The following is a 20,702-nucleotide window of genomic DNA, read 5'->3' as shown; positions in this document are numbered from 1 at the left end:
GCGCCGCATGGCCAAGACGGAAAAAACAGGCAACGCCATCGTCGAGACGATCAAGACAGTTGTCTATGCCCTGTTGATTGCGGGCGTGTTCCGCACCTTGTTTTTTCAGCCGTTCTGGATCCCTTCCGGCTCTATGAAACAGACGCTGTTGATTGGTGATTTTCTGTTCGTGAACAAGATGGCTTATGGGTATTCCTATGCCTCTTGCCCCAGTGTCATAATCCCGCGGTTTGGCATCAACGTCGATGCGCAAAAGCTGTGTGGTGTGTTTGATGGTGACAACACGCGCCTTTGGGGCGGTGACCCCGAGCGCGGCGATGTTGTGGTGTTCCGCCATCCCACAACCGGGCGCGATTATATCAAACGGCTGATTGGCCTGCCGGGTGACAAGGTGCAGATTACCGAAGGTGTTGTTCAGATAAATGGCGAAGCTGTTCCTCAGGAACCTGATGGTGAATTCGAAGAGCTGATGGAGCTGCAAGGCCCGCAGGGGTTGCGCCCGCGCTGTGCTAACGGTGCCGTAGGCCAAGGCGGTATCTGCCTCAAGGAACGCAGCATCGAGACGTTGCCCAACGGGGCCAGCTATGCGGTGCTGAACATTGGCCCGCAGGCGTCTGACCGCACGGGCGTCTATACCGTGCCCGAGGGGCATTATTTCTTTATGGGTGATAACCGCGACAACTCTGCCGATAGCCGTTTGGCGCAGACGGCAGGGGGTGTGGGGTTTGTTCCTTATGAAAACCTGATTGGTCGCGCTGACCGGATTGTTTTCAGCTCGGGCGGACGTTCGATGCTGTTTTTCTGGACATGGCGCGGTGATCGCTTTTTCAAAGGGATCAAGTGAAGCTGTCTGCCGAACTCCGTGCGTTTCAAACGCGCCTTGGCTATGAATTCCAGACGCCACAACTGCTGAATGAGGCGGTGACACATGCGTCTATGTCCACGCCCAACCGCGACGATAACCAGCGATTGGAGTTTTTGGGCGACCGCGTTCTGGGACTGGTGATGGCAGAGGCGCTGTTGCAGTTGGACACAAACGCCTCGGAGGGGCAGTTGGCCCCGCGTTTCAATGCGTTGGTGCGCAAGGAAGCCTGTGCCGACGTGGCGCGGGAAATCGACATTGGTGAAGTGCTGCGCTTGGGCCGTTCCGAGATGTTGTCAGGCGGTCGGCGCAAGCAGGCGCTGCTGGGTGACGCGATGGAAGCTGTTATCGCGGCTGTCTATCTGGATGGCGGGTTTGACGCCGCACGTGCGCTGATCCTTCGATTGTGGGGGACGCGGACGACATCGGTGAAGGAAGATGCGCGGGATGCCAAGACATCGCTTCAGGAATGGGCGCAGGCGCGAGGTCTTGAGCCGCCAGCCTATGTGCTGACCAAACGCAGCGGGCCGGACCATGCGCCGATTTTCACGATTGCGGCCAAACTCTCGACCGGAGAGACGGCAAGTGCCACGGCAGGGGCGAAACGCGCTGCTGAACAAGATGCCGCAGCACTGCTGTTGGCCCGATTGGAGCAAGATACATGAACACCGAATCCGAGACTATCGCAGGCGACGGGGCATCAACCCGCGCGGGTTTTGTAGCCCTGATCGGCGAGCCGAATGCGGGTAAATCCACGCTGCTGAACCGGATGGTGGGGGCTAAAGTTTCGATTGTAACGCATAAGGTGCAGACCACCCGCGCGCGAATTCGTGGCGTTGCAATGCAGGGGCAAAGCCAGATTGTGTTTGTGGATACACCCGGCCTGTTTCAGCCCAAGCGGCGTCTGGACCGCGCCATGGTTGCTGCTGCGTGGGGCGGGGCATCGGATGCGGATGTCGTGGTGTTGCTGGTTGAAGCGCAGCGCGGCGTTACCGAAGGGGTCGGACGGATTCTGGAGCGGCTGAGCGAGATCAGTGAGGGCGCGCGCGTGGCATTGGCGATCAACAAGATTGACCGCGTTGAAGCGCCTGTTCTGCTGGGGTTAAGCCAGAAGCTGAACGATGCCTATCCGTTTATCGAGACCTTTATGATCTCGGCGGAAAAAGGGCATGGTGTCGAAGTGCTCAAGACCTGGTTGGCGGGTGAGGTCCCTGCGGGACCGTGGCTCTACCCCGAGGACCAAATCGCTGATCTGCCGATGCGGATGATTGCGGCAGAGATGACGCGCGAAAAGCTGACGCTGCGGCTGCACCAGGAACTGCCTTATCAGATGACTGTCGAGACAGAGAAATGGGAAGAGCGTAAAGACGGCTCTGCCCGCATCGACCAGCTGATTTATGTGGTGCGCGATGGTCACAAGGGGATCGTTCTGGGCAACAAGGGCGAGACGATCAAGGCTGTGGGCAAAGCTGCGCGGGAAGAAATGGAAGAGTTTCTGGGACGTAAGATACATCTGTTTTTGCAGGTAAAGGTACGGCCCAACTGGCTCGAGGAATCCGAGCGGTATTCCGAAATGGGGCTGGAGTTCAAGGACGGCAATCAGTGACGGCTGCCAGCGCCTGTGGCCCTTGTGGGATTGAGTTTACAGGAAAAATAAAGAAGCGGTTGGCGTCATGCCCCGTTTGACGGCGCGGTTCTGGGTCGATGCCTATCTGGCGCGGTTGCGGGTGTTTGATATTCCTGCATTTGTCGTGTCGCATGGGGATGACACGGGGGGGGCCGTTTTGGTGAAGCTGGCCACGCTTGATGGCAAGGCGGTCTTGTTTCAACGCAGCTTTGATCTGGCAAGTGGGGAGCGTATCTGGGCCGAGCTGGTTTCAGGTGACGAGCGGGATGTGGACGCGGCGGTTGCGCGGCAGCGCGGGTTTGATCCCGACCTGTGGGTGATCGAGGTCGAGGATCGTGCGGGCCGTCATTTGCTGGATGCCGAGGGGCTTGCCTGATGGAGTGGCGCGATCAGGGGATATTGCTCAGTTCGCGGCGACACGGGGAAACTTCAGCGATCATCGAAGTGTTTACGCCCCAGCAAGGGCGACATGCGGGTGTGGTGCGGGGTGGCACCAGCCGCAAGATAGCACCCATATTGCAGCCCGGTGCGCAGCTGGACGTGACGTGGCGTGCGCGACTGGAAGATCACATAGGTGCGTTTACTGTCGAGCCTGTGCGCAGCCGTGCGGCGGTGGCAATGGGGGGGCGTTTGGCGCTGGCGGGGCTGAATGCTGTTACGGGATTGTTGGGGTTCTGCCTGCCGGAGCGTGAACCGCATCTGTCGCTTTACCAGAGGACCGAACAGCTGCTGGATTTGTTGGGGCAAGAAGAGATTTGGCCGCTGGCCTATCTGCGTTGGGAAATGGCGCTGTTGGAGGAGTTGGGACACGGTCTTGACCTATCGCAGTGTGCGGTCACAGGCGCGCAGGATGGATTGATCTATGTCTCGCCAAAGTCGGGGCGGGCTGTGTCGCGCGAGGGTGCGGGGGACTGGGCGAGCAGGCTGTTGCCCCTGCCGGATGTATTGCGCGGTGTGGGTGAGGCGCATGATGCCGAGGTCGCGCAGGCGTTTCAGACTACAGGCTATTTTCTGGAGGCGCATTTGGCCGCTGGACTGGGTACGCGCCCTCTACCCGAAGCGCGTGCGCGGTTTGTAGAGGCATTCAGTCGATCACTTTAAAGACCATTTGCAGCCCTTCAGTGTTGGAGAGGATCAGCACGTCGCCGGCGACTTCTGACAGGGTTGCAGCCTCTAGCGCGCGCAGGAACGCAGTTTCGGCGGCCATTTCGGGACAGGCGATGCGGGTGCTGCCGATTGGACCTGCATCAAACCACGGATACGGGGCTGTCATCGCACCAAAGTAGCGGTTGCAGGGGCCTTGGCCTGCGATTTCGCCCTCTTTGGGGAATGTGAGCGTGGCAGTGGCGGGAAAAACCGCACCGCCCAGCTCTTTGAGGGTCCAGATGCGGTCTGCGCCGCCATAGGCACGCACGGTTTCATCGGCGCGGCAGGCCGATAGGGCAAGTGCAGCGAGGGCAACAGCAATGACGACCTTCATGCGAGGGCGACCACAGTATCAACCAGCGCGTCAAAGGCAGTCGGGGTGTCTGTTTCAGCCTGAATCTGGGGCAAGCCGATTAATGCGGCCAGAACCGCATCTCCAAACGCAGGATTGCGAAGGTCGAACTGGCGCAACAGGGTATTGATATAGGTCGTCCGCTCGGCGTCGACCTCGGCCAGGCTCGCGGCGACGATTGGATCACTTTGTGCCCACAGACGCAGCGCCGCCTCGTTACCGTTTTTCAGAATGCCGTGGCCAAAACTACGCAGGCGTGCATCGGGAGGGCCATCATCGCCCAAACGCTCAACCACATCGGCGAGAGCTTTGGCGTGCCAATGCCGTAGAAGGGCCGCGTGATAGGCGGGTACATCCTTGAAGTGCCAATAAAACGAGCCTTTGGTGGTGCCAAGTTGACGGGCCAGAGGTTCGGCCGCCAAGGCTTGGGGGCCTTGTGCGCATAAGGCTGCAAAACCTGCGTCGATCCATTTTTCGGGGGATAGTCTGGTGCTGCTCATACCTGCGGAGGTATGTCGGCACGGAGCGCACTGCAAGTGCGCGCTCCGATTGTTTCGGCGAAGTTCAGCCCAGAACGAACCGATCAATGACTTCTGCCTATTTTTTAACAGGGCGCCCCGCGGAACGCCCCATCACAACCGTTAGCCAAGGAGGCGGCGGGCGATGACTTGTGCCTGAATTTCGGCGGCACCCTCAAAGATGTTGAGAATACGCGCATCACACAGAACGCGGCTGATCTTGTATTCCAGCGCAAAGCCGTTGCCGCCGTGGATTTGCAAGCCGTTGTCTGCAGCGGCCCATGCCACGCGTGCGCCAAGCAGCTTGGCCATACCGGCCTCTACGTCACAGCGGCGGCCCTCGTCTTTCTCGAAGGCCGAGAAATAGGTGAGCTGACGGGCGACCATGATCTCGACCGCCATCATGGCCAGCTTGGACGTCACGCGCGGGAATTCAATCAGCGATTTGCCGAATTGTTTGCGGTCAATCGCGTACTGCATGGAGATATCGAGCGCGGATTGTGCCACGCCGATGGCGCGTGCGGCTGTTTGGATGCGCGCACTTTCGAAGGTTTCCATCAGCTGTTTGAAGCCTTTGCCTTCTTCGCCGCCCAACAGATTCTCGCCTTTGACGTGGAAGTTATCAAAAGCGATCTCGTATTCCTTCATGCCACGATAGCCAAGCACTTCGATCTCGCCGCCTGACATGCCCTCGGTCGGGAAGGGATTGGCGCAGTCGCCGGGCGTTTTCTCCGCGAGGAACATGGACAGACCTTTGTAGTTGTCTGTTGCGGGGTCCGTGCGCGCCATCAGCGTCATGATCTGGGTGCGCGAGGCGTGGGTGATCCACGTCTTGTTGCCTGTTACTTTGTAGTCGCCGTTGTCGTCCTTTACGGCACGTGTGCGCAAGCTGCCGAGGTCTGAACCTGTGTTCGGCTCTGTGAAGACTGCCGTGGGCAGGGTCTCGGCAGAGGACAGGCGGGGCAGCCACTTTTGCTTTTGCTCTTCGGTGCCACCAGCGATAATCAGTTCTGCTGCAATTTCGGAGCGTGTGGCAAGCGAACCCACACCGATGTAGCCGCGCGACAGCTCTTCAGACACGACGCACATCGAAGCTTTGGACAGGCCGAACCCGCCGTATTCTTCGGGGATGGTCAGGCCGAATACGCCCATTTCCGCCAGCTCGTCGATCACCGACAGGGGAATCAGCTCATCCTTGAGATGCCATTCGTGGGCAAAAGGCTCTACCTTCTCGACGGCATAGCGGCGGAACTGCTCGCGGATCATCTCAAGCTCGTCATCCAGGCCCGATGCGCCGACGGTCACATTTGCGGATTGTTCCTGCATCAGCTCAACCAGACGGCTGCGTGCCGCTTGGGTGTTGCCGCCTTGGGTGAGAGCCATGATCGCGGGCTCCATCATGCCGCGCTGGTCTTCCTGACTCAGGCCGAGGTCCTGAAGGCGGACGATTTCGCCCTGATTCATTTGGATACCGCCATAGACCTGCCAGAGGTATTCACCAAAGGCGATCTGGTGGATCAGGGCTTCGGTTTCGCCGAATTTTCCCTCGGCTTGCATCCGTTCGGCCCATGTTTGCATCTGGCGCAGGGATTGGGCGTAGGTGGCAAGCCATGCGAGACCATGTGCGGCTGTCTGGTTTTGTTCGACCAAGCCGTTGGAGACGCGGCCGCCGTCACTTACCATCGTGCGTACTGTTTCGGTCGCGCGGGCGAGAATCGCCTCAACCGGGCCTACGGCTGCTGCGGTCAGCGCCAGAAGATCATCGAGAAGTACCGGACCCTCGATATTCATTTGTCCGTCATGTGCCATCGTCTACATCCTTTTTCACTTAGCGTTCCGCATAATCACTTTGCAGGTGCAGCGCAACAAAGATACGTTTCGCTGCGGCAATTTGGTCGAAAGTTACGCCACCGATTTGCCTCGCGCCCTGCTGACCGTTTGATATGTAGGGCTATGGAAGCGTTTTTCCCAGTTTTATCCCCGTTCGAGCTAGCCATGGCTGCAATGGTTGCGATTGTTGCGGGCTTTGTCAAAGGCGTGGTGGGATTCGCCATGCCTCTCGTCTTTATATCAGGTCTGACGATTTTTATGCCCCCCGAACTTGCGTTGGCGGGTCTGATCGTGCCGACGCTGGCCACAAATGTGCAGCAAGCGTTGCGGCAAGGGGTGCAGGCGGCTGTCCGCTCTACGGTCGACTTCCGTGTGTTCCTCGGGGTTGGTTGCATTGCTCTGGTGGCTTGTGCGCAACTGGTGCGGGTCTTTCCCGAGCAGACGATGATGGCTGTTATCGGTATACCTGTTACCTTCTTTGCGCTGCTTCAGATCAGTGGTTACCAGCTGCGTTTGTCAGGCCGCAATGCAGGAATTGAGACTGTTGCTGGGGCAATCGCAGGTGCATTGGGGGGCTTGTCAGGTATCTGGGGGCCGCCCACTGTTGCTTATCTGACCGCGCTGAACACACCCAAACACGACCAGATGCGCGTGCAGGGAGTGATCTATGGGCTGGGAGCGGTCGCCCTTCTGGGCGCGCACATTGGCTCGGGCGTGTTGCGGAGCGAGACAATATGGTTTTCGCTGGCCATGGTTCCGAGCGCATTTTTCGGGATGTGGATCGGTCTGGCCGTTATGGACCGTATCGATCAAACCGTCTTTCGCCGTGCGACATTGTTTGTGCTGCTGGCGGCAGGGCTGAACCTTATCCGGCGCGCTTGGTTTGGCTGATTAGCCTTGTCGCGCGACCGTCATGCCCGACACATCTTCGATAAATGTGACGATTCGGGATTTCACTGTTTCGTCTTTGATTGAGGCCAGCGCCTGTACGATTTCCATACCGCTGTCCTGTTTGTCGATGCTGTTTTGCATACTGCCTTCGATGCCTTCAAAGAAGTACGACGGCGAGATGTCAAATATTTGGGCCAGCTCGAATAAACGGCTTGCTGCGATGCGGTTTGAGCCGATCTCGTATTTTTGAATTTGCTGGAACGACAGGCCGAGGCGCTGCGCTACATCGGTCTGGGAAAACCGTTTCAGGGTGCGGATTTGTTTGAGCTTTCGCCCGACGTGAACGTCTACTGGGTGTGCCATCAAGAAAGAACCTTAGGTTGTGTCACCTATATCTTTCCGAAAATTCCTCCATCCGATCAATTGGATACATTTAATAACTTTTCACGAATTTATGATCCAATGATTGTGCATTTATGGCACCATGATGGGTGATTTTTGTTGCATTGATGGGTGATTTGTTTACAGGTGTAGAAATGAACCAAACGGTCAAAATAGAAGATCTGGTCCAATCGTCGACGATTACACCGTCGCTGTTGTACGAGATGATGCGCTCCTTTTCGGGGCTGGCCGAGACGTTGAACCTCAGTCAAGCGGTCGAGGAATTGGGCAGCACGCGGCAGACTGTGCGCCGCCATATTGCCCAGCTCGAAGAAGCGATGGGCTTCAAGTTGTTTGATGTGCAACAGCGCCGGTATGTTCTGACAGACCGCGGTGCGCGCGCTTTGGCGCCTGCGCGGGTTTTGTTGGATCAAGGCTCTGTCTGGTATCGGGGCCAGTTCGAGCATGTTGCCGGCATGCTGAAATTTTCGTTCGATGATGGCAATGGCTGGATGTATCACCAGCAAGAACAACCCATTAGCATGGTTTGGTCGTGCAAATCAGATCTATTGCGCGTTTCTTTGCAGTCATGGGCTGCCGCAGGCGGGCAGTTGGAAAGCCCGCATATGGAGAAAATTCGCCCACATCTGGTGGCATATCGCGACAATGCCGAAGGGTGGATTTGTGTCGAAGTGGGTGAACAGTCTTTCTATTCGATCTGGTTTGGCTGGGCGCAGGCGCGCAGTAGCGTAGGGCGCAGTCTGAACCAGTTTCCGGGTGGTTCCGCTGTTGCAAGCCTTGCTGATGCGCCGTTTCAGGCCATCGGTATGGGGCACGGGATTCGTGTGGATCAGGTTGTGACGCGTCTGCCGTTAGGTGGCGACGAGAACCAGATGGAGCTTATAGCATTTGATCGTTTGCTGATGGGGGTGCAGTTGCCTGACGGCTCGCCCGCCATCGTTTCGGTCGTAGACAGGGCCTGCGAGATACGCATTTCCGGCCTGAACCAAGAGATTATGAAGAGGGTACCTGATATCGCAAAGATAGATTTTAAAGGTTAACACTAAATTTAAGGCAGACTGTTTCGGAATTCGCTACACTAATCATGTAGCGACAACCCGAGGCGATTCCTTATGACACTAGTCACCCTGCAGTCTACCGATCGATTTATGGCGAACAGCACCGAACTGTTTCAGCACTATGGTGTTGAAATGGAAGTAGGATATGACTTTGACCTCTATCGCGATATTTTGGAATTCGCCCGTCCCGAGCAGGAATTGGGCGCGCCATTTGACCCTGATGTGCACGAATTGACGCCAAGTAATGCGCTCTGGATGATTGGCAGAAATGCAACAGGAGAGATCATCCACACCCAAGCATTGCGTATGTTGGACATGAATGGTCAGTCTGTTGCAGAATATTTCACCCGCCGTTTCCGTGAGTTTCCACCCCCTGTGCCGGGTGTCGATCTGGCGCGGTCGCGGTTCAAGGCTGGCCCCTGCGCCAAGCGAAGCCGCGGACGTGTCTGCTATAATGGCGAGTTCTGGATCAAACCCGGTGATGCCACATTGCGGGGGCAGGGATTGTCTACTGTTCTGGGGCGCTACGCATTTTATCAGGCGATGCAGCATTGGGACCCCGACCATATGGTCGGATTTATGGCCGAGAAAGTGGCCTGCAAAGGCTTTCCCCAGCGTTTGGGTTGGATGAATACCCAGCCAGGTGCGCTGCGTTGGTTCTTTGAGGGGAGCGATAAACCCGTCGAGGGTTTTATGACGTTCATGGACCGCGACGATCTACACTATGTTCTTGAGTTGTCATTGAGTGAGCTAAAAGCAATGGCAGCGTAGATCGCTAAAATTGTATTGAAATAACGCTCCGGACCGACAGTAATAGAAAAGGCCGCTACAGTTCGTGTAGCGGCCTTTTAAATTTGAATTTTCGGATGGTTAGCGGATTGCAGCAGCTTTCACTTCGTCGTCGATATGCGGCATGTACTGCTCAAAGTTCTCGGAGAACATTTTTACCAACTTGGCGACCTGGCGGTCATAGGCCTCTGCATCGTCCCATGTACGGCGCGGATCCAGCAGGATGTCTGCGACACCCGCAACGGATTCGGGCACGTCAAAGCCAAAGTTCTCGTCAACTCGGAACTTGCCCGCAACCAATGAGCCGTCAAGCGCAGCTGTCAGCAGGGCACGGGTGGCACGGATTGGCATGCGCGAACCTGTGCCGTAAGCGCCGCCTGTCCAGCCTGTATTGACCAGCCAGCAAGTAGCACCATGCTCGGCGATCTTTTCGCGCAGCAGGTTGCCGTAGACCTCGGGACGGCGCGGCATGAACGGCGCCCCAAAGCAGGTCGAGAACGTAGGCTCAGGCTCGGTCACGCCGCGCTCTGTGCCTGCGACTTTGGAGGTGAAGCCAGACAGAAAGTGGTACATGGCCTGTGCGGGGGTCAGGCGCGCGATGGGCGGCAGGGTGCCAAAGGCATCGCAGGTCAGCATGATAATGTTCTTGGGGTGGCCGCCTGTCGCCTTTTTGGACGCATTCGAGATATAGTGTAGCGGGTAGGCGCAACGCATGTTTGCGGTGAGGCTGTCATCATCGAAGTCGAGGTCTTTGGTCTCTTCATCATAGACCATGTTCTCGATCACAGTGCCGAATTTCTCTGTAGTGGCGTAGATTTCGGGCTCTGCCTCGGCGCTCAGGTTGATGGTTTTGGCATAGCAACCACCCTCGAAGTTGAAGGTGCCTGTATCGGACCAGCCATGCTCGTCATCGCCGATAAGCGTGCGTGCAGGATCGGCGGACAGGGTGGTTTTGCCTGTACCTGAAAGGCCGAAAAAGATTGCAGTATCAACAGGATTGCCAATCGCGTGGTTGGCCGAGCAGTGCATCGGCATCACGCCTTTTTCTGGCAGCAGGTAGTTCAGCAGGGAGAACACGGATTTCTTGTTCTCGCCTGCATATTCCGTGCCGCCGATCAGGATCAGTTTGCGATCAAAATTCATCGCGATCACGGTCTCCGAACGGCAGTTGTGCTTGGCCGGATCAGCCTGAAAACTGGGGCAGTTGATGACTGTGAAGTCCGCCATATAATCGTCCAGCTGGTCGCGGTCGGGGCGGCGCATCATGTGGCGGATAAACAGATTGTGCCACGCAAGCTCGGTCACAAAGCGGACGTTGATCGCGTGCTTTGGATCTGCACCACCAACAAGGTCCTGAACAAAGTAATCGCCACCTTCCATATGGGCCAGCATATCGGTGTAGAGCGCGTCAAAACCAGCTTCGGACATCTCTGCATTATTGTCCCACCAGATGGTGTCTTTGACGCTGGAGGACATGACAACGTGTTTGTCTTTGGGTGAGCGGCCCGTGAATTTCCCGGTGGTGCAGAGGAAGGCGCCGCCTTTGCCCAATGTGCCCTCGCCGCGCTTGATCGCGGTTTCGATCAGTGCGGGCTCCATCAGGTTGTAATAGACATTGCCCAGCCCTTTGATCCCTTGGTGATCGAGGCTGAAGTTCGGGTTTACCCGTCCGGTTTGCATGCAATGTCTCCTTTGGAAACTGCGCGTCTTGCGCAGTAAAATGGGGAATGCCCGAGACCAAAAGCGCACGGGCGTACGTGGAATAGCGGCCTCATAACACGATGATTTGCGCGTTGAACAGGCGCGTTTGCATAGTTAGCGCCACCAGATCGGCATTTGCCCCAGCCTGTGCTGTTATGGCGTGTTCCCGCCTGACAAGTGTTGGTTGCCTGCATGCTATTATGCGGCACGTTAATCGCTAAATTCGCGAATGTGAGGCAATTTAGCCATTCCGAAACAAATTATGGCTGAAATGTGGCCATACCATCGCCCGATTCGCAATTTGGGATTGATTCGACTGCAAAAGGAGTGATCAATGCTTGAAAAAACAAAAATACATTGAGCAGCACAAGGAAACAGGCAATGTCAAAAATTGCATTGGTCGACGACGACAGGAATATCCTGACGTCTGTATCGATGACTCTCGAAGCCGAAGGTTTCGAAGTGGAAACGTATAACGACGGTCAGGCCGCATTGGACGCTTTTAACAAGCGGATGCCGGATATGGCTGTTTTGGATATAAAAATGCCGCGGATGGACGGGATGGACCTGCTCCAGCGTCTGCGACAGAAAACGGCGATGCCGGTGATCTTCCTCACGTCCAAGGATGATGAAATCGACGAAGTTCTGGGTCTGCGTATGGGTGCGGACGACTATGTCAAAAAGCCGTTCTCCCAGCGTTTGCTGGTTGAGCGTATCCGCGCATTGCTGCGCCGTCAGGACGCGGTTGCCACCGATGAGGTGGGCGATACCGAAGAGACCAAAGTGATGGAGCGCGGCGATCTGCGGATGGATCCGCTACGTCACGCCGTTAGCTGGAAGGGCAAGGACGTGTCCTTGACCGTGACAGAGTTCCTGCTGTTGCAGGCACTGGCCCAACGCCCCGGTTTCGTAAAATCGCGCGACCAGCTGATGGATGTAGCCTATGACGATCAGGTATACGTCGACGATCGCACCATCGACAGCCACATCAAGCGACTGCGCAAAAAGATGCGGACAGCGGATGACGAATTCTCCGCGATTGAGACACTCTACGGTATCGGTTACAGATATAACGAAGAGTAATCTGCCAGTATGGCGATTGTTGAGAGGAACTTCGTGCGCGATTTGACACCAGCCAGACGTGATGGTGATGTTGTACTGGGCGACGATTGGGTCGCTCCGGACAGCGCTGCGCCAAATGAAATCAGGGCGCGCCGCGAACGGCGCGGTCTGTTCTCATTGCGTGCCTCGCCGCTGACGCGCAAAATCATTACGTTCAACCTGATAGCGTTGAACGTGCTGGTGGCGGGTATCCTTTATCTCAACTCCTCACGCGAAAGTCTTGCCGTGCAGCGTGCGGCATCGCTGGTGTCAGAGGCTGAACTCATTGCAGATGTTGTCGAAGCACAGCTGCCTGAGGGGGCCACGGTTGACCTGTCAGTGGGCGAAGGCGTCGACATTGAAAAGACACTTGCGGGGCTTGACCTGCGCAGCGGTATTCAGGTGCTGGTATTTGATGCCGACGGTGCGCTGATTTCCCAGTTTGAGGGTGCAAGCGATGCCTTGGCCGAAGGACGGGCGGGCGGCAGCGAAAACAAGACAATCCTGACGGACGGACTTAGCTGGCTTTGGGATAATGTATCGGCCCCGTTTCAGGGCGAGGCTGCTGCCATTTCTATTGAAGAACGCCTAAAGCCTGTGATCGCAGCAGCACTGACAAGTGGCGCGCAGATCAAGGAAGACCGGGATGAACAGGGGGCAACCCTTCTCGCTGTGGCGACCCCTATCGAGCAAGACGGAACCGCAGTGGGCGCAGTCGCAATCGCCAGTGCCAGTGGCGAGATTGACCGCCTTGTTCGCGGGGAGCGTGAGCGCGTTTTGCAGATGTTTATCATCGCGACGCTGGTCTCTATCGGTCTTAGCCTCGTTCTGGCCTCGACCATTGCAAATCCGCTGGCTGATCTCGCCGCCGCTGCCGAATTGGGCCGCGACAAGGATGCCCGCAAGATGAATCCAGGCCGTATCCGTATCCCTGATTTAACAGCACGACCTGATGAGATCGGCCGTCTGTCTGGCGCGCTGCGTGGCATGATTTCCGCGCTGTACAACCGGATCGATGGTAACGAACAGTTTGCGGCCGACGTGGCACATGAAATCAAGAATCCGCTGGCCTCGCTCCGCTCTGCTGTAGGGACGCTGCGCATGATCAAGCGCGAAGACCAGCGGGACAAACTGCTTGATGTGATCGATCATGATGTACGCCGCCTTGACCGTCTGGTCAGCGATATTTCCAACGCGTCGCGTCTGGATAGTGAGCTGGTCAAAGAAGAGGAAGAGCCGTTCAACCTGATGAAGATGCTGGGCAACCTGGGTCAGTATCTGGGGGAAGACGCCAAGGGTAAAGGCATCGATTTTATCGTGGATCTGCCGAAAGACCCGATCATTGTGCAAGGCCTGGAGGCGCGGCTGGCACAAGTTTTTGTCAACCTCATCACAAATGCGATTTCCTTTTGCGAAGATGGCGATGCGATCCGTGTCTGGGCGCGCAAGCGTGAAAACCGTGTATTGATTGTGGTAGAAGACACCGGCCCCGGCATTCCGGATCAGGCGCTGGCCAAGATTTTCAAACGCTTCTATTCTCAGCGCCCTGACGAGCATTTTGGCAATAACTCCGGTCTGGGGCTTGCGATTTCCAAGCAAATCGTCGAGGCGCACGGCGGTGTCATCTGGGCCGAAAACATCCGCCCGACCGAGGCCGATCTGACCTCTGATCCGCTGGGTGCGCGTTTTGTTGTTGGTTTGCCGATCTGATCTATGAGCAGTCCTTCTGCAACTGTGCACGGGGGCTGTGTTGCCATCGCAGGCAAAGCTGTGCTGATCATCGGTCCGTCCGGCTCTGGCAAGTCGGCGCTTGCGCTTCAGTTGATTGCGCACGGGGCGGAGCTGATCGCGGATGACCGTACGATTTTGCGAAAAGACGGCAACAGCATTATCGCATCAGTACCCGAAACCATCGCGGGGATGATTGAGGCGCGCGGTGTTGGCCTGATTACGCTGCCGCATTTGCCAGACTGCAAAGTGGTTCTTGTGATCGACATGGGCGTTGTGGAGAGTGCGCGTATGCCGCAGCGGCATACCCATAGCGTGCTGGACATACAGCTGCCATGCCTTCACAAAGTCGAGACGCCCTATTTTCCCGCCGCTATCCTTGCGTATGTGCGCGGCACAGTTGCCGAGGTTGAATGACGCTACCTGATCCTGTTATCCGCCGTATTGTATTTGTGACTGGTCCTTCTGGTGCTGGTAGGTCATCAGCGTTGAACGTGCTGGAAGATGCCGGGTTTGAGGTAATCGACAACCTGCCAATGCGCCTGATGCCCGTCCTGTTTGACGAGGCCGAGCAGACCCGCCCGCTGGCCTTGGGCATTGATGCGCGCAACCGTGATTTTTCAACGAATATGGTAATTGATCTTTTGGGCAAGCTGTCCATGCGGGCAGGTGTCGTGGCTGAAATGCTCTTTCTGGATTGTAGCACCGAAGTTTTATTGCACCGGTTTTCCGAGACACGCCGCCGCCACCCGATGGCGCCTGCAGACCGCCCCGCCGAGGGTATACTCGCGGAGCAAGACTTGCTGGCCCCGCTACGTGCCCGTGCTGATATCCTGATCGATACCTCGGCGCTGAACGTTCATGAATTGCGCGCCGAGGTGGAGCATTGGTTCGCGCCGGATGGCAAGCGGCGGCTTGCTGTCACGGTGCAATCGTTTTCGTATAAGCGCGGCCTGCCACGCTCTGTCGATATGGTTTATGACTGCCGGTTTCTGAAAAATCCCTATTGGGAGCCGAGCCTGCGCGCTCTGAACGGGACTGATCCGCGTGTCGCGGCGCATGTGGCCACGGACCCGCGGTATACCGAGTTTGCGCAACGCGTGCTTGATCTTAGTTTGTTGATCCTTCCTGCGTGCCGTGAAGAAGGTAAAAGCCACTTTTCCATCGCGTTTGGCTGTACAGGCGGGCAGCACCGTTCGGTTGCTCTGGCCGAGGCGCACGCATTGCGCCTTGCAGAGGCGGGCTGGCAAGTGTCAATTAGGCACCGAGAGATACTCGCACGCCAACAAGCAGGGGCGCAGAAAACGTGATCGGAATAGTGATTGTTGCACATGGGGGATTGGCGCGGGAATATCTCGCGGCAATAGAACATGTGGTTGGGCCACTCAGCGGGGCCCGCGCGATCGAGATCACGGCAGACCATGACCGCAAGGCCAAACAAGCCGAAATCTGTGAGGCGGCAGATGCGGTGGACAAAGGACAAGGAGTGGTGGTTGTGACCGATCTGTTTGGTGGATCGCCCTCGAACCTGAGCTTGATGGCCTGTCAACCTGCGGGCCGGCGCATCGTCTATGGCGCAAACCTGCCGATGCTGATCAAACTCGCCAAGAGCCGCAACAAGCCACTCGCCGATGCCGTGCGTGCGGCATTGGAAGCGGGAAAGAAATATATTGATGCCCAGAACGTCAGTTCAGAATAACAAGGCGGCCCAATGACTAAAATTACCCTCGAAATCGTGAACGAAAAAGGCCTTCATGCGCGTGCCTCGGCGAAACTGGTCGAAGTCGTTGAGGGGTTTGATGCGCAGGCCGAGGTCAGCAAAGACGGCATGAATGCGTCGGGTGACAGTATCATGGGGCTTTTGATGTTGGCAGCAGCAAAGGGAAGCTTTATTGACATTGAAACTTCTGGCGCTGATGCGGATGCCCTTGCCGCTGCCCTGACTGCGCTGGTTGCCGACAAATTTGGCGAGGGCATGTAGCACACCCGCGTGCCTGTAAACTGAGCGAGGTTGCCCAAGTGGCAGAGAAAACCCAGTCAATCGGCTCTCACGATCCCGGTGATGCACGTCCTGAAAAGGCGAGCTTTAGCAAATACGACCGTCGTAGCCTGTCGTATGCGTCCACGTTTGAGGATCCTTGGAAATCACGGGTGATTTCTGTGATGGAATTGCTGACGGGCAAGCTGAAAATCCTGCGTCTTGTGCGGGAGTTTGAACGGCGCGGCGCACCGACAGGGCAAGGTTTCTGGCGCGCGGCACTGGATACCATGGGGATTGATCTGACCACCCCGCAATCACAACTTGACCTGATCCCTAAGGAAGGTCCTGTCATTGTTGTGGCGAACCACCCCCACGGAATGGTCGACGGGATGATCTTTGCAGACCTGATTGGTCGTGTGCGTCCCGACTACCGCATCCTCACACGCTCGCTGCTCACGTCGATTGATGAGGTGGCAGGCAGTTATATGATCCCTGTGCCGTTTCCTCATGACCCCGATGCGCAGCGCAAAGGGGTCGAAATGCGGGCAAACGCGATGAAGCACCTCAAGGAAGGTGGCGTGGTTGCCTTGTTCCCGTCTGGCACTGTAGCCGCGTCCGAGACATGGTGGGGGCCCGCCGTCGAGGCGGAGTGGAATGTATTCACAGCCAAGATGATCCGGCGTTCCGGTGCGCAGGTCGTACCGATGAAATTCCCTGGCCAGAACAGCCGCGCCTACCAGATCGCAAACCAGATCTCGCCAATGCTGCGTCAGGGCCTTTTGTTGCACGAAATCGTGCATAGCTGCGACAAACCCCAAGGCCCTATTGTCGGTGCCCCAATTCCGCAGACCGAAATCGATGCACGCGCCGATGATCCGCGTAGTTTTATGGCATGGCTGCGCGCCCAGACCCTCGCGTTGGGGGAATAGCCTGAATAGGCGCTGTTATTTTTCTTGGCTATAAATCCTCCGGGGGAATTGGCGCGTCAGCGGCAAGGGGGCTGGCCCCCTGCCTCCGATAATTATCAGCGCGTCGGCACCGGTGTTTCCCCCCGGTAATCATAGAATCCACGCTGGCTTTTACGGCCAAGCCAACCGGCCTCGACATATTTCGTAAGCAGGGGGCAGGGGCGGTATTTTGTGTCCGCCAGACCGTCATGCAACACATTCATGATCGCAAGGCAGGTATCGAGTCCGATAAAATCTGCCAACTCTAGCGGTCCCATCGGATGGTTCGCGCCCAGTTTCATGGAACTGTCGATAGATTGCACATTCCCGACCCCTTCATAGAGGGTATAGACCGCCTCGTTGATCATCGGCATCAGTATTCGGTTGACGATAAAGGCAGGAAAATCCTCGGCGGAGGCGGCTGTTTTGTTCAGCCTGTCCACAACTTCCTTGCAGGCAGCAAAGGTCGGCTCATCTGTTGCGATCCCTCGGATCAACTCGACCAGCTGCATTACTGGTACGGGGTTCATAAAGTGGAAGCCCATGAATTTCTCGGGTCGGTCCGTGCGGCTGGCCAGACGGGTAATTGAAATGGATGAGGTATTGGAAGTCAGGATTGTATGCGGTTTCAAATGTGGCAGCAGGTCTTCAAAGATCGCCTGTTTGACGGTCTCCCGCTCCGTTGCGGCTTCGATGATCAGGTCTGAAGGGCCCAGATCAGTCAGGGTTGTTGTCGTGCTGATGCGGGCCAGTGCGGCCTCCATATCCGCTTCGGATATTTTGCCGCGTCCGACCTGACGGCTCATGTTGCCGCGCATGATCTCCATCGCGGCAGTGAGCGCATCTGCACTGATATCGGTTAGCATGACGTCATAACCGGCCAGCGACATCACATGTGCGATGCCGTTGCCCATTTGTCCTGCACCAACGATGCCGATTGTCTGGATCTGCATAGGGTTTTCCTCTGATGGGGTTGCGCCCAGCTTACGGCGGAGTGTCGTGTCGCCGCAAGGGGCGGCGCTATTGAAAAACAGATGTAAATTCGCCCGTTAAGCAAATCGTAAGGGCCGCCCCAGCATGGTGCCTGCGGGTGATTAAAAGGGGTGGGCATTATGACCTACGATGTACTGGGGCCAGCGGCTCTGGATTATATGCCGTGTCGGTATGGCACGTCGAAACTTGTCTTTCGGGGGCCGAGGCGCGTGTTGGACGGGCCGTATATCGCGTTTTTGGGGGGCACACAGACATTTGGCAAATTTATTGAACAGCCCTTTCCGTTGAAGGTGGAGCATCTGACGGGTGTCACATCGGTTAATTTCGGGCAGATCAACGCAGGGCCGGATGTCTTTCTAAAGGAGGCGGAGGTGTTGGCAACAGCGCAAGCCGCGCGCGCTACGGTGCTAGAGGTCTTGGGGGCTGCGAATATGAGCAATCTGTTCTATGCTGTACACCCGCGCCGCAATGATCGCTTTTTGCACGCGTCAGGGCAGCTAAAGCGGCTGTATCCTGATGTGGATTTTACGCAGTTCAACTTTACCCAGCATATGCTGACGCATCTGCACCGGCGCGACGGAGAGCGGTTTGTGGTGGTTCAGCGAATGCTGCAACGCGCGTGGATGCGCAAGATGCGGCAGCTGTTGCCCCGTTTGGGTGGAAGGGTTGTTTTGCTGCGTATCATCGACTCAGACCGCGTTGGGCCTGCAGGTGATCGATGGGTCGATAGCGCAAGCCCTGCATTTGTTTCCGACAACATGCTGGAGGCACTGGCCCCGCTGGTGAATACGGTGGTTGATGTTCTGCGTGTTGCAGACGGGGCAGAGGGGCAGGATGCGGGCCTGATCTTTCATCAAATGGAAGCGGATGCGGTGCGGCTGGTTGCGGGGCCTTCGACCCACTCCGATGTCGCGCGTGCGCTCTTGCCGGTTCTGGACCGTGTGATGAAGTAGCCGCTAGATGCAAAAAGGCCCGCCGGTATGGCGGGCCTTTGTAGAATTCTGGATCGTCAAAGGTGTTTACAGTTTTTCGATCATGTCCGGTACGGCATCGAACAGATCGGCCACAAGACCAAAGTCCGCTACCTGAAAGATCGGCGCTTCTTCGTCTTTGTTAATAGCGACGATAATTTTGCTGTCTTTCATGCCGGCAAGGTGCTGGATCGCACCGGAAATGCCGACAGCAACATAAAGATCGGGTGCCACAACTTTGCCTGTCTGGCCAACCTGCCAGTCGTTGGGCGCATAGCCTGAATCAACCGCGGCGCGGGATGCGCCAACCGCTGCACCCAGCTTGTCCGCAAGGTCTTCGATCAGCTTGAACTGCTCTTCCGATCCAACACCACGCCCGCCAGAAACGACGATACCGGCAGATGTCAGCTCTGGACGGTCCGAGGCTGCAACCTTGTCCTCGACCCATTCGGACAAACCTGGGTTGGCCGCTGCCGAAACGGTTTCAACCGCTGCAGAACCACCTTCGCCAGCCGCATCAAACGTCGATGTGCGGAAAGTGATGATCTTCTTGGCGTCGGAAGATTTGACGGTCTGCATCGCGTTTCCCGCGTAGATCGGACGCTCGAATGTGTCGGCGTCGATCACAGCAGTGGCGTCAGAGATGATCATAACGTCGAGGAGGCCCGCGACACGCGCCATCACGTTCTTCGCATCCGTCGTGGAGGGGGCGACGATGTGGTCATAGTCACCCGCCAGTGAGACGATCAGTGCGGCAGTTGTCTCGGCCATGCGGTGGCCGAGGCTCTCGTCTTCGGCAACGAGGACTTTGGAGACACCAGCGATTTTCGAGGCGGCCTCGCCTGCTGCGGCAGCTGAACCACCACAAGCGAGCACAACCACATCACCCAACTGGGCCGCGGCAGTTACAGCCTTTGCTGTGGCATCCATTGCCAATTCGCCATTGTTTACTTCTGCAAGGAGTAGAACAGCCATTATACGGCCCCCGCTTCTTTGAGTTTCGCCATAAGCTCGTCGACCGAACCCACCTTGATACCTGCGGCGCGTGCTGCCGGTTCAACGGTTTTTACGATTTCCAGACGGTTAGACACTTCAACGCCATAGTCGGCAGGTGTCTTCTCATCCAGCGGCTTTTTCTTGGCCTTCATAATGTTGGGCAGCGATGCATAGCGCGGCTCGTTGAGGCGCAGATCGACTGTAACAACGGTTGGCATGTTGACTTTGATGGTCTGCAAACCGCCGTCGACTTCACGTGTCACCACGGCTTTGTCGCCCTCAATCGCCACTTCTGAAGCAAAGGTCGCCTGCGACCAGCCCATCAGAGCCGACAACATCTGGCCTGTCGCATTCATATCATTGTCGATCGCCTGCTTGCCGCACAGCACCAGACCTGGCTGCTCTTCGTCGACGATCCCTTTAAGGATTTTGGCAACGGTCAGCGGCTCGATATCGTGGTGGACGTCCTCGGAAGCAATCACAAGGATTGCACGGTCGGCACCCATGGCAAGAGCGGTACGCAGGGTTTCCTGCGCTTGCTTGACGCCAACGGATACAGCAATAACTTCGTCTGCCTGACCCGCTTCTTTAAGCCGGATCGCCTGCTCGACCGAAATCTCGTCGAACGGGTTCATGGACATTTTGACATTTGCAAGATCGACACCGGAACCGTCCGCTTTTACGCGTACTTTCACGTTATAGTCGATCACGCGCTTTACAGGTACGAGCACCTTCATGAGCGATTATCTCCTTGGTTGCGACTCAGCCCGAGGTTGGACCAGCCAGTAATCATGCGCTATGTCTAACGA

The 20,702-nt window shown here is 56.7% G+C and carries 24 protein-coding genes; 16 read left to right on the top strand and 8 right to left on the bottom strand.

The window, feature by feature from the left end; all coding sequences use genetic code 11:
• Positions 1-7: 7 nt before the first annotated feature.
• From lepB to recO, 5 genes are all read left to right on the top strand, one after another.
• Positions 8-844: a signal peptidase I gene (gene lepB, locus Q0903_RS03855; protein ID WP_299025312.1), complete on the top strand. Its 837-nt coding sequence runs from the start codon at positions 8-10 to the stop codon at positions 842-844.
• Positions 841-1,527: a ribonuclease III gene (gene rnc, locus Q0903_RS03850; protein ID WP_299025309.1), complete on the top strand. Its 687-nt coding sequence runs from the start codon at positions 841-843 to the stop codon at positions 1,525-1,527. The genes lepB and rnc overlap by 4 nt, the downstream gene beginning before the upstream one ends.
• Positions 1,524-2,468 carry a GTPase Era gene (era, locus tag Q0903_RS03845; protein ID WP_299025307.1) on the top strand — a complete coding sequence of 315 codons (945 nt, stop codon included), beginning with the start codon at positions 1,524-1,526 and terminating at the stop codon, positions 2,466-2,468. The genes rnc and era overlap by 4 nt, the downstream gene beginning before the upstream one ends.
• Before the next feature lie 67 nt (positions 2,469-2,535).
• Positions 2,536-2,865, top strand: coding sequence for a DUF1491 family protein (locus Q0903_RS03840; RefSeq protein WP_299025305.1), 330 nt, complete (start codon positions 2,536-2,538; stop codon positions 2,863-2,865).
• The gene (gene recO / locus Q0903_RS03835) at positions 2,865-3,590 is read left to right on the top strand and encodes a DNA repair protein RecO (RefSeq protein WP_299412983.1); all 726 of its coding nucleotides are present in this window, start codon (positions 2,865-2,867) and stop codon (positions 3,588-3,590) included. The genes Q0903_RS03840 and recO overlap by 1 nt, the downstream gene beginning before the upstream one ends.
• On the opposite strand, the gene Q0903_RS03830 is transcribed toward recO, so the two are convergent.
• From Q0903_RS03830 to Q0903_RS03820, 3 genes are all read right to left on the bottom strand, one after another.
• The gene (locus tag Q0903_RS03830; protein WP_299412980.1) at positions 3,574-3,969 is read right to left on the bottom strand and encodes an META domain-containing protein; all 396 of its coding nucleotides are present in this window, start codon (positions 3,967-3,969) and stop codon (positions 3,574-3,576) included. The two genes, recO and Q0903_RS03830, sit on opposite strands and share 17 nt — an antisense overlap.
• Positions 3,966-4,487: a TetR/AcrR family transcriptional regulator gene (locus Q0903_RS03825; protein ID WP_299025298.1), complete on the bottom strand. Its 522-nt coding sequence runs from the start codon at positions 4,485-4,487 to the stop codon at positions 3,966-3,968. Before Q0903_RS03825 ends, Q0903_RS03830 begins: the two co-directional genes overlap by 4 nt.
• A gap of 141 nt (positions 4,488-4,628) precedes the next feature.
• The gene (locus Q0903_RS03820; protein WP_299025295.1) at positions 4,629-6,314 is read right to left on the bottom strand and encodes an acyl-CoA dehydrogenase family protein; all 1,686 of its coding nucleotides are present in this window, start codon (positions 6,312-6,314) and stop codon (positions 4,629-4,631) included.
• A gap of 144 nt (positions 6,315-6,458) precedes the next feature.
• Here Q0903_RS03820 and Q0903_RS03815 point away from each other — a divergent pair, with 144 nt between their 5' ends.
• On the top strand, positions 6,459-7,226 hold the full coding sequence (locus Q0903_RS03815) for a sulfite exporter TauE/SafE family protein (RefSeq protein ID WP_299412977.1): 768 nt from the start codon (positions 6,459-6,461) through the stop codon (positions 7,224-7,226).
• On the opposite strand, the gene Q0903_RS03810 is transcribed toward Q0903_RS03815, so the two are convergent.
• On the bottom strand, positions 7,227-7,589 hold the full coding sequence (locus tag Q0903_RS03810) for a helix-turn-helix transcriptional regulator (RefSeq protein WP_299025290.1): 363 nt from the start codon (positions 7,587-7,589) through the stop codon (positions 7,227-7,229).
• A 173-nt stretch (positions 7,590-7,762) separates the two neighbouring features.
• Here Q0903_RS03810 and Q0903_RS03805 point away from each other — a divergent pair, with 173 nt between their 5' ends.
• Positions 7,763-8,668 (top strand): LysR family transcriptional regulator, encoded by a 906-nt coding sequence (locus Q0903_RS03805; RefSeq protein ID WP_299412974.1) that lies wholly within the window; start codon positions 7,763-7,765, stop codon positions 8,666-8,668.
• A 72-nt stretch (positions 8,669-8,740) separates the two neighbouring features.
• Positions 8,741-9,457 (top strand): hypothetical protein, encoded by a 717-nt coding sequence (locus Q0903_RS03800; RefSeq protein WP_299025286.1) that lies wholly within the window; start codon positions 8,741-8,743, stop codon positions 9,455-9,457.
• A gap of 99 nt (positions 9,458-9,556) precedes the next feature.
• Here Q0903_RS03800 and Q0903_RS03795 read toward each other — a convergent pair whose 3' ends face one another.
• Entirely contained in the window at positions 9,557-11,155 is a 1,599-nt protein-coding gene (locus Q0903_RS03795) for a phosphoenolpyruvate carboxykinase (protein WP_299025284.1), read from the bottom strand.
• A 402-nt stretch (positions 11,156-11,557) separates the two neighbouring features.
• Here Q0903_RS03795 and Q0903_RS03790 point away from each other — a divergent pair, with 402 nt between their 5' ends.
• Genes Q0903_RS03790 through Q0903_RS03760 form a run of 7 tightly spaced genes read left to right on the top strand, consistent with a single transcriptional unit; the run spans position 11,558 to position 16,915 of the window.
• Positions 11,558-12,259 (top strand): response regulator transcription factor, encoded by a 702-nt coding sequence (locus Q0903_RS03790; RefSeq protein WP_259999162.1) that lies wholly within the window; start codon positions 11,558-11,560, stop codon positions 12,257-12,259.
• 9 nt (positions 12,260-12,268) lie between these two features.
• The gene (locus Q0903_RS03785; RefSeq protein WP_299025280.1) at positions 12,269-13,987 is read left to right on the top strand and encodes a sensor histidine kinase; all 1,719 of its coding nucleotides are present in this window, start codon (positions 12,269-12,271) and stop codon (positions 13,985-13,987) included.
• A gap of 3 nt (positions 13,988-13,990) precedes the next feature.
• Entirely contained in the window at positions 13,991-14,422 is a 432-nt protein-coding gene (locus Q0903_RS03780; protein ID WP_299412969.1) for an HPr kinase/phosphatase C-terminal domain-containing protein, read from the top strand.
• Entirely contained in the window at positions 14,419-15,315 is an 897-nt protein-coding gene (gene rapZ, locus Q0903_RS03775) for an RNase adapter RapZ (RefSeq protein ID WP_299025277.1), read from the top strand. Before Q0903_RS03780 ends, rapZ begins: the two co-directional genes overlap by 4 nt.
• Positions 15,312-15,704, top strand: a complete 393-nt coding sequence (locus Q0903_RS03770; RefSeq protein WP_299025275.1) for a PTS fructose transporter subunit IIA — start codon at positions 15,312-15,314, stop codon at positions 15,702-15,704. Before rapZ ends, Q0903_RS03770 begins: the two co-directional genes overlap by 4 nt.
• A 12-nt stretch (positions 15,705-15,716) precedes the next feature.
• On the top strand, positions 15,717-15,986 hold the full coding sequence (locus tag Q0903_RS03765) for an HPr family phosphocarrier protein (RefSeq protein ID WP_299025273.1): 270 nt from the start codon (positions 15,717-15,719) through the stop codon (positions 15,984-15,986).
• A 59-nt stretch (positions 15,987-16,045) separates the two neighbouring features.
• Positions 16,046-16,915, top strand: coding sequence for a lysophospholipid acyltransferase family protein (locus tag Q0903_RS03760; RefSeq protein WP_299027674.1), 870 nt, complete (start codon positions 16,046-16,048; stop codon positions 16,913-16,915).
• Positions 16,916-17,010: 95 nt separating this feature from the next.
• Here the strand turns inward: Q0903_RS03760 and Q0903_RS03755 are convergent, their stop codons facing one another.
• On the bottom strand, positions 17,011-17,886 hold the full coding sequence (locus tag Q0903_RS03755) for a 3-hydroxybutyryl-CoA dehydrogenase (RefSeq protein WP_299025271.1): 876 nt from the start codon (positions 17,884-17,886) through the stop codon (positions 17,011-17,013).
• Positions 17,887-18,045: 159 nt separating this feature from the next.
• On the opposite strand from Q0903_RS03755, the gene Q0903_RS03750 reads away from it, so the two are divergent.
• Complete coding sequence (locus Q0903_RS03750; RefSeq protein ID WP_299412964.1) at positions 18,046-18,879, top strand: DUF6473 family protein; 834 nt, start codon at positions 18,046-18,048, stop codon at positions 18,877-18,879.
• 66 nt (positions 18,880-18,945) lie between these two features.
• On the opposite strand, the gene Q0903_RS03745 is transcribed toward Q0903_RS03750, so the two are convergent.
• Together Q0903_RS03745 and Q0903_RS03740 are read right to left on the bottom strand one after the other, a co-directional pair.
• On the bottom strand, positions 18,946-19,872 hold the full coding sequence (locus Q0903_RS03745; protein ID WP_299412962.1) for an FAD-binding protein: 927 nt from the start codon (positions 19,870-19,872) through the stop codon (positions 18,946-18,948).
• Complete coding sequence (locus Q0903_RS03740) at positions 19,872-20,630, bottom strand: electron transfer flavoprotein subunit beta/FixA family protein (RefSeq protein ID WP_299025265.1); 759 nt, start codon at positions 20,628-20,630, stop codon at positions 19,872-19,874. Before Q0903_RS03740 ends, Q0903_RS03745 begins: the two co-directional genes overlap by 1 nt.
• Positions 20,631-20,702: the final 72 nt, after the last annotated feature.

It is taken from the genome of uncultured Sulfitobacter sp. (genome assembly GCF_947502895.1).
Lineage (GTDB): Bacteria > Pseudomonadota > Alphaproteobacteria > Rhodobacterales > Rhodobacteraceae > Sulfitobacter.
Note: the sequence above shows the minus strand (reverse complement) of the source record. Positions and strands in the feature narration are given on the sequence as shown.

What these genes read in the sequence shown, in the direction of transcription:
- lepB (WP_299025312.1), top strand. Translation starts at nt 8, where the DNA reads ATGGCCAAGACGGAAAAAACAGGCAACGCCATCGTCGAGACGATCAAG.
- era (WP_299025307.1), top strand. Translation starts at nt 1,524, where the DNA reads ATGAACACCGAATCCGAGACTATCGCAGGCGACGGGGCATCAACCCGC.
- Q0903_RS03840 (WP_299025305.1), top strand. Translation starts at nt 2,536, where the DNA reads ATGCCCCGTTTGACGGCGCGGTTCTGGGTCGATGCCTATCTGGCGCGG.
- recO (WP_299412983.1), top strand. Translation starts at nt 2,865, where the DNA reads ATGGAGTGGCGCGATCAGGGGATATTGCTCAGTTCGCGGCGACACGGG.
- Q0903_RS03830 (WP_299412980.1), bottom strand. Translation starts at nt 3,969, where the DNA reads ATGAAGGTCGTCATTGCTGTTGCCCTCGCTGCACTTGCCCTATCGGCC.
- Q0903_RS03825 (WP_299025298.1), bottom strand. Translation starts at nt 4,487, where the DNA reads ATGAGCAGCACCAGACTATCCCCCGAAAAATGGATCGACGCAGGTTTT.
- Q0903_RS03820 (WP_299025295.1), bottom strand. Translation starts at nt 6,314, where the DNA reads ATGGCACATGACGGACAAATGAATATCGAGGGTCCGGTACTTCTCGAT.
- Q0903_RS03815 (WP_299412977.1), top strand. Translation starts at nt 6,459, where the DNA reads ATGGAAGCGTTTTTCCCAGTTTTATCCCCGTTCGAGCTAGCCATGGCT.
- Q0903_RS03810 (WP_299025290.1), bottom strand. Translation starts at nt 7,589, where the DNA reads ATGGCACACCCAGTAGACGTTCACGTCGGGCGAAAGCTCAAACAAATC.
- Q0903_RS03805 (WP_299412974.1), top strand. Translation starts at nt 7,763, where the DNA reads ATGAACCAAACGGTCAAAATAGAAGATCTGGTCCAATCGTCGACGATT.
- Q0903_RS03800 (WP_299025286.1), top strand. Translation starts at nt 8,741, where the DNA reads ATGACACTAGTCACCCTGCAGTCTACCGATCGATTTATGGCGAACAGC.
- Q0903_RS03795 (WP_299025284.1), bottom strand. Translation starts at nt 11,155, where the DNA reads ATGCAAACCGGACGGGTAAACCCGAACTTCAGCCTCGATCACCAAGGG.
- Q0903_RS03790 (WP_259999162.1), top strand. Translation starts at nt 11,558, where the DNA reads ATGTCAAAAATTGCATTGGTCGACGACGACAGGAATATCCTGACGTCT.
- Q0903_RS03785 (WP_299025280.1), top strand. Translation starts at nt 12,269, where the DNA reads ATGGCGATTGTTGAGAGGAACTTCGTGCGCGATTTGACACCAGCCAGA.
- Q0903_RS03780 (WP_299412969.1), top strand. Translation starts at nt 13,991, where the DNA reads ATGAGCAGTCCTTCTGCAACTGTGCACGGGGGCTGTGTTGCCATCGCA.
- rapZ (WP_299025277.1), top strand. Translation starts at nt 14,419, where the DNA reads ATGACGCTACCTGATCCTGTTATCCGCCGTATTGTATTTGTGACTGGT.
- Q0903_RS03765 (WP_299025273.1), top strand. Translation starts at nt 15,717, where the DNA reads ATGACTAAAATTACCCTCGAAATCGTGAACGAAAAAGGCCTTCATGCG.
- Q0903_RS03755 (WP_299025271.1), bottom strand. Translation starts at nt 17,886, where the DNA reads ATGCAGATCCAGACAATCGGCATCGTTGGTGCAGGACAAATGGGCAAC.
- Q0903_RS03750 (WP_299412964.1), top strand. Translation starts at nt 18,046, where the DNA reads ATGACCTACGATGTACTGGGGCCAGCGGCTCTGGATTATATGCCGTGT.
- Q0903_RS03745 (WP_299412962.1), bottom strand. Translation starts at nt 19,872, where the DNA reads ATGGCTGTTCTACTCCTTGCAGAAGTAAACAATGGCGAATTGGCAATG.
- Q0903_RS03740 (WP_299025265.1), bottom strand. Translation starts at nt 20,630, where the DNA reads ATGAAGGTGCTCGTACCTGTAAAGCGCGTGATCGACTATAACGTGAAA.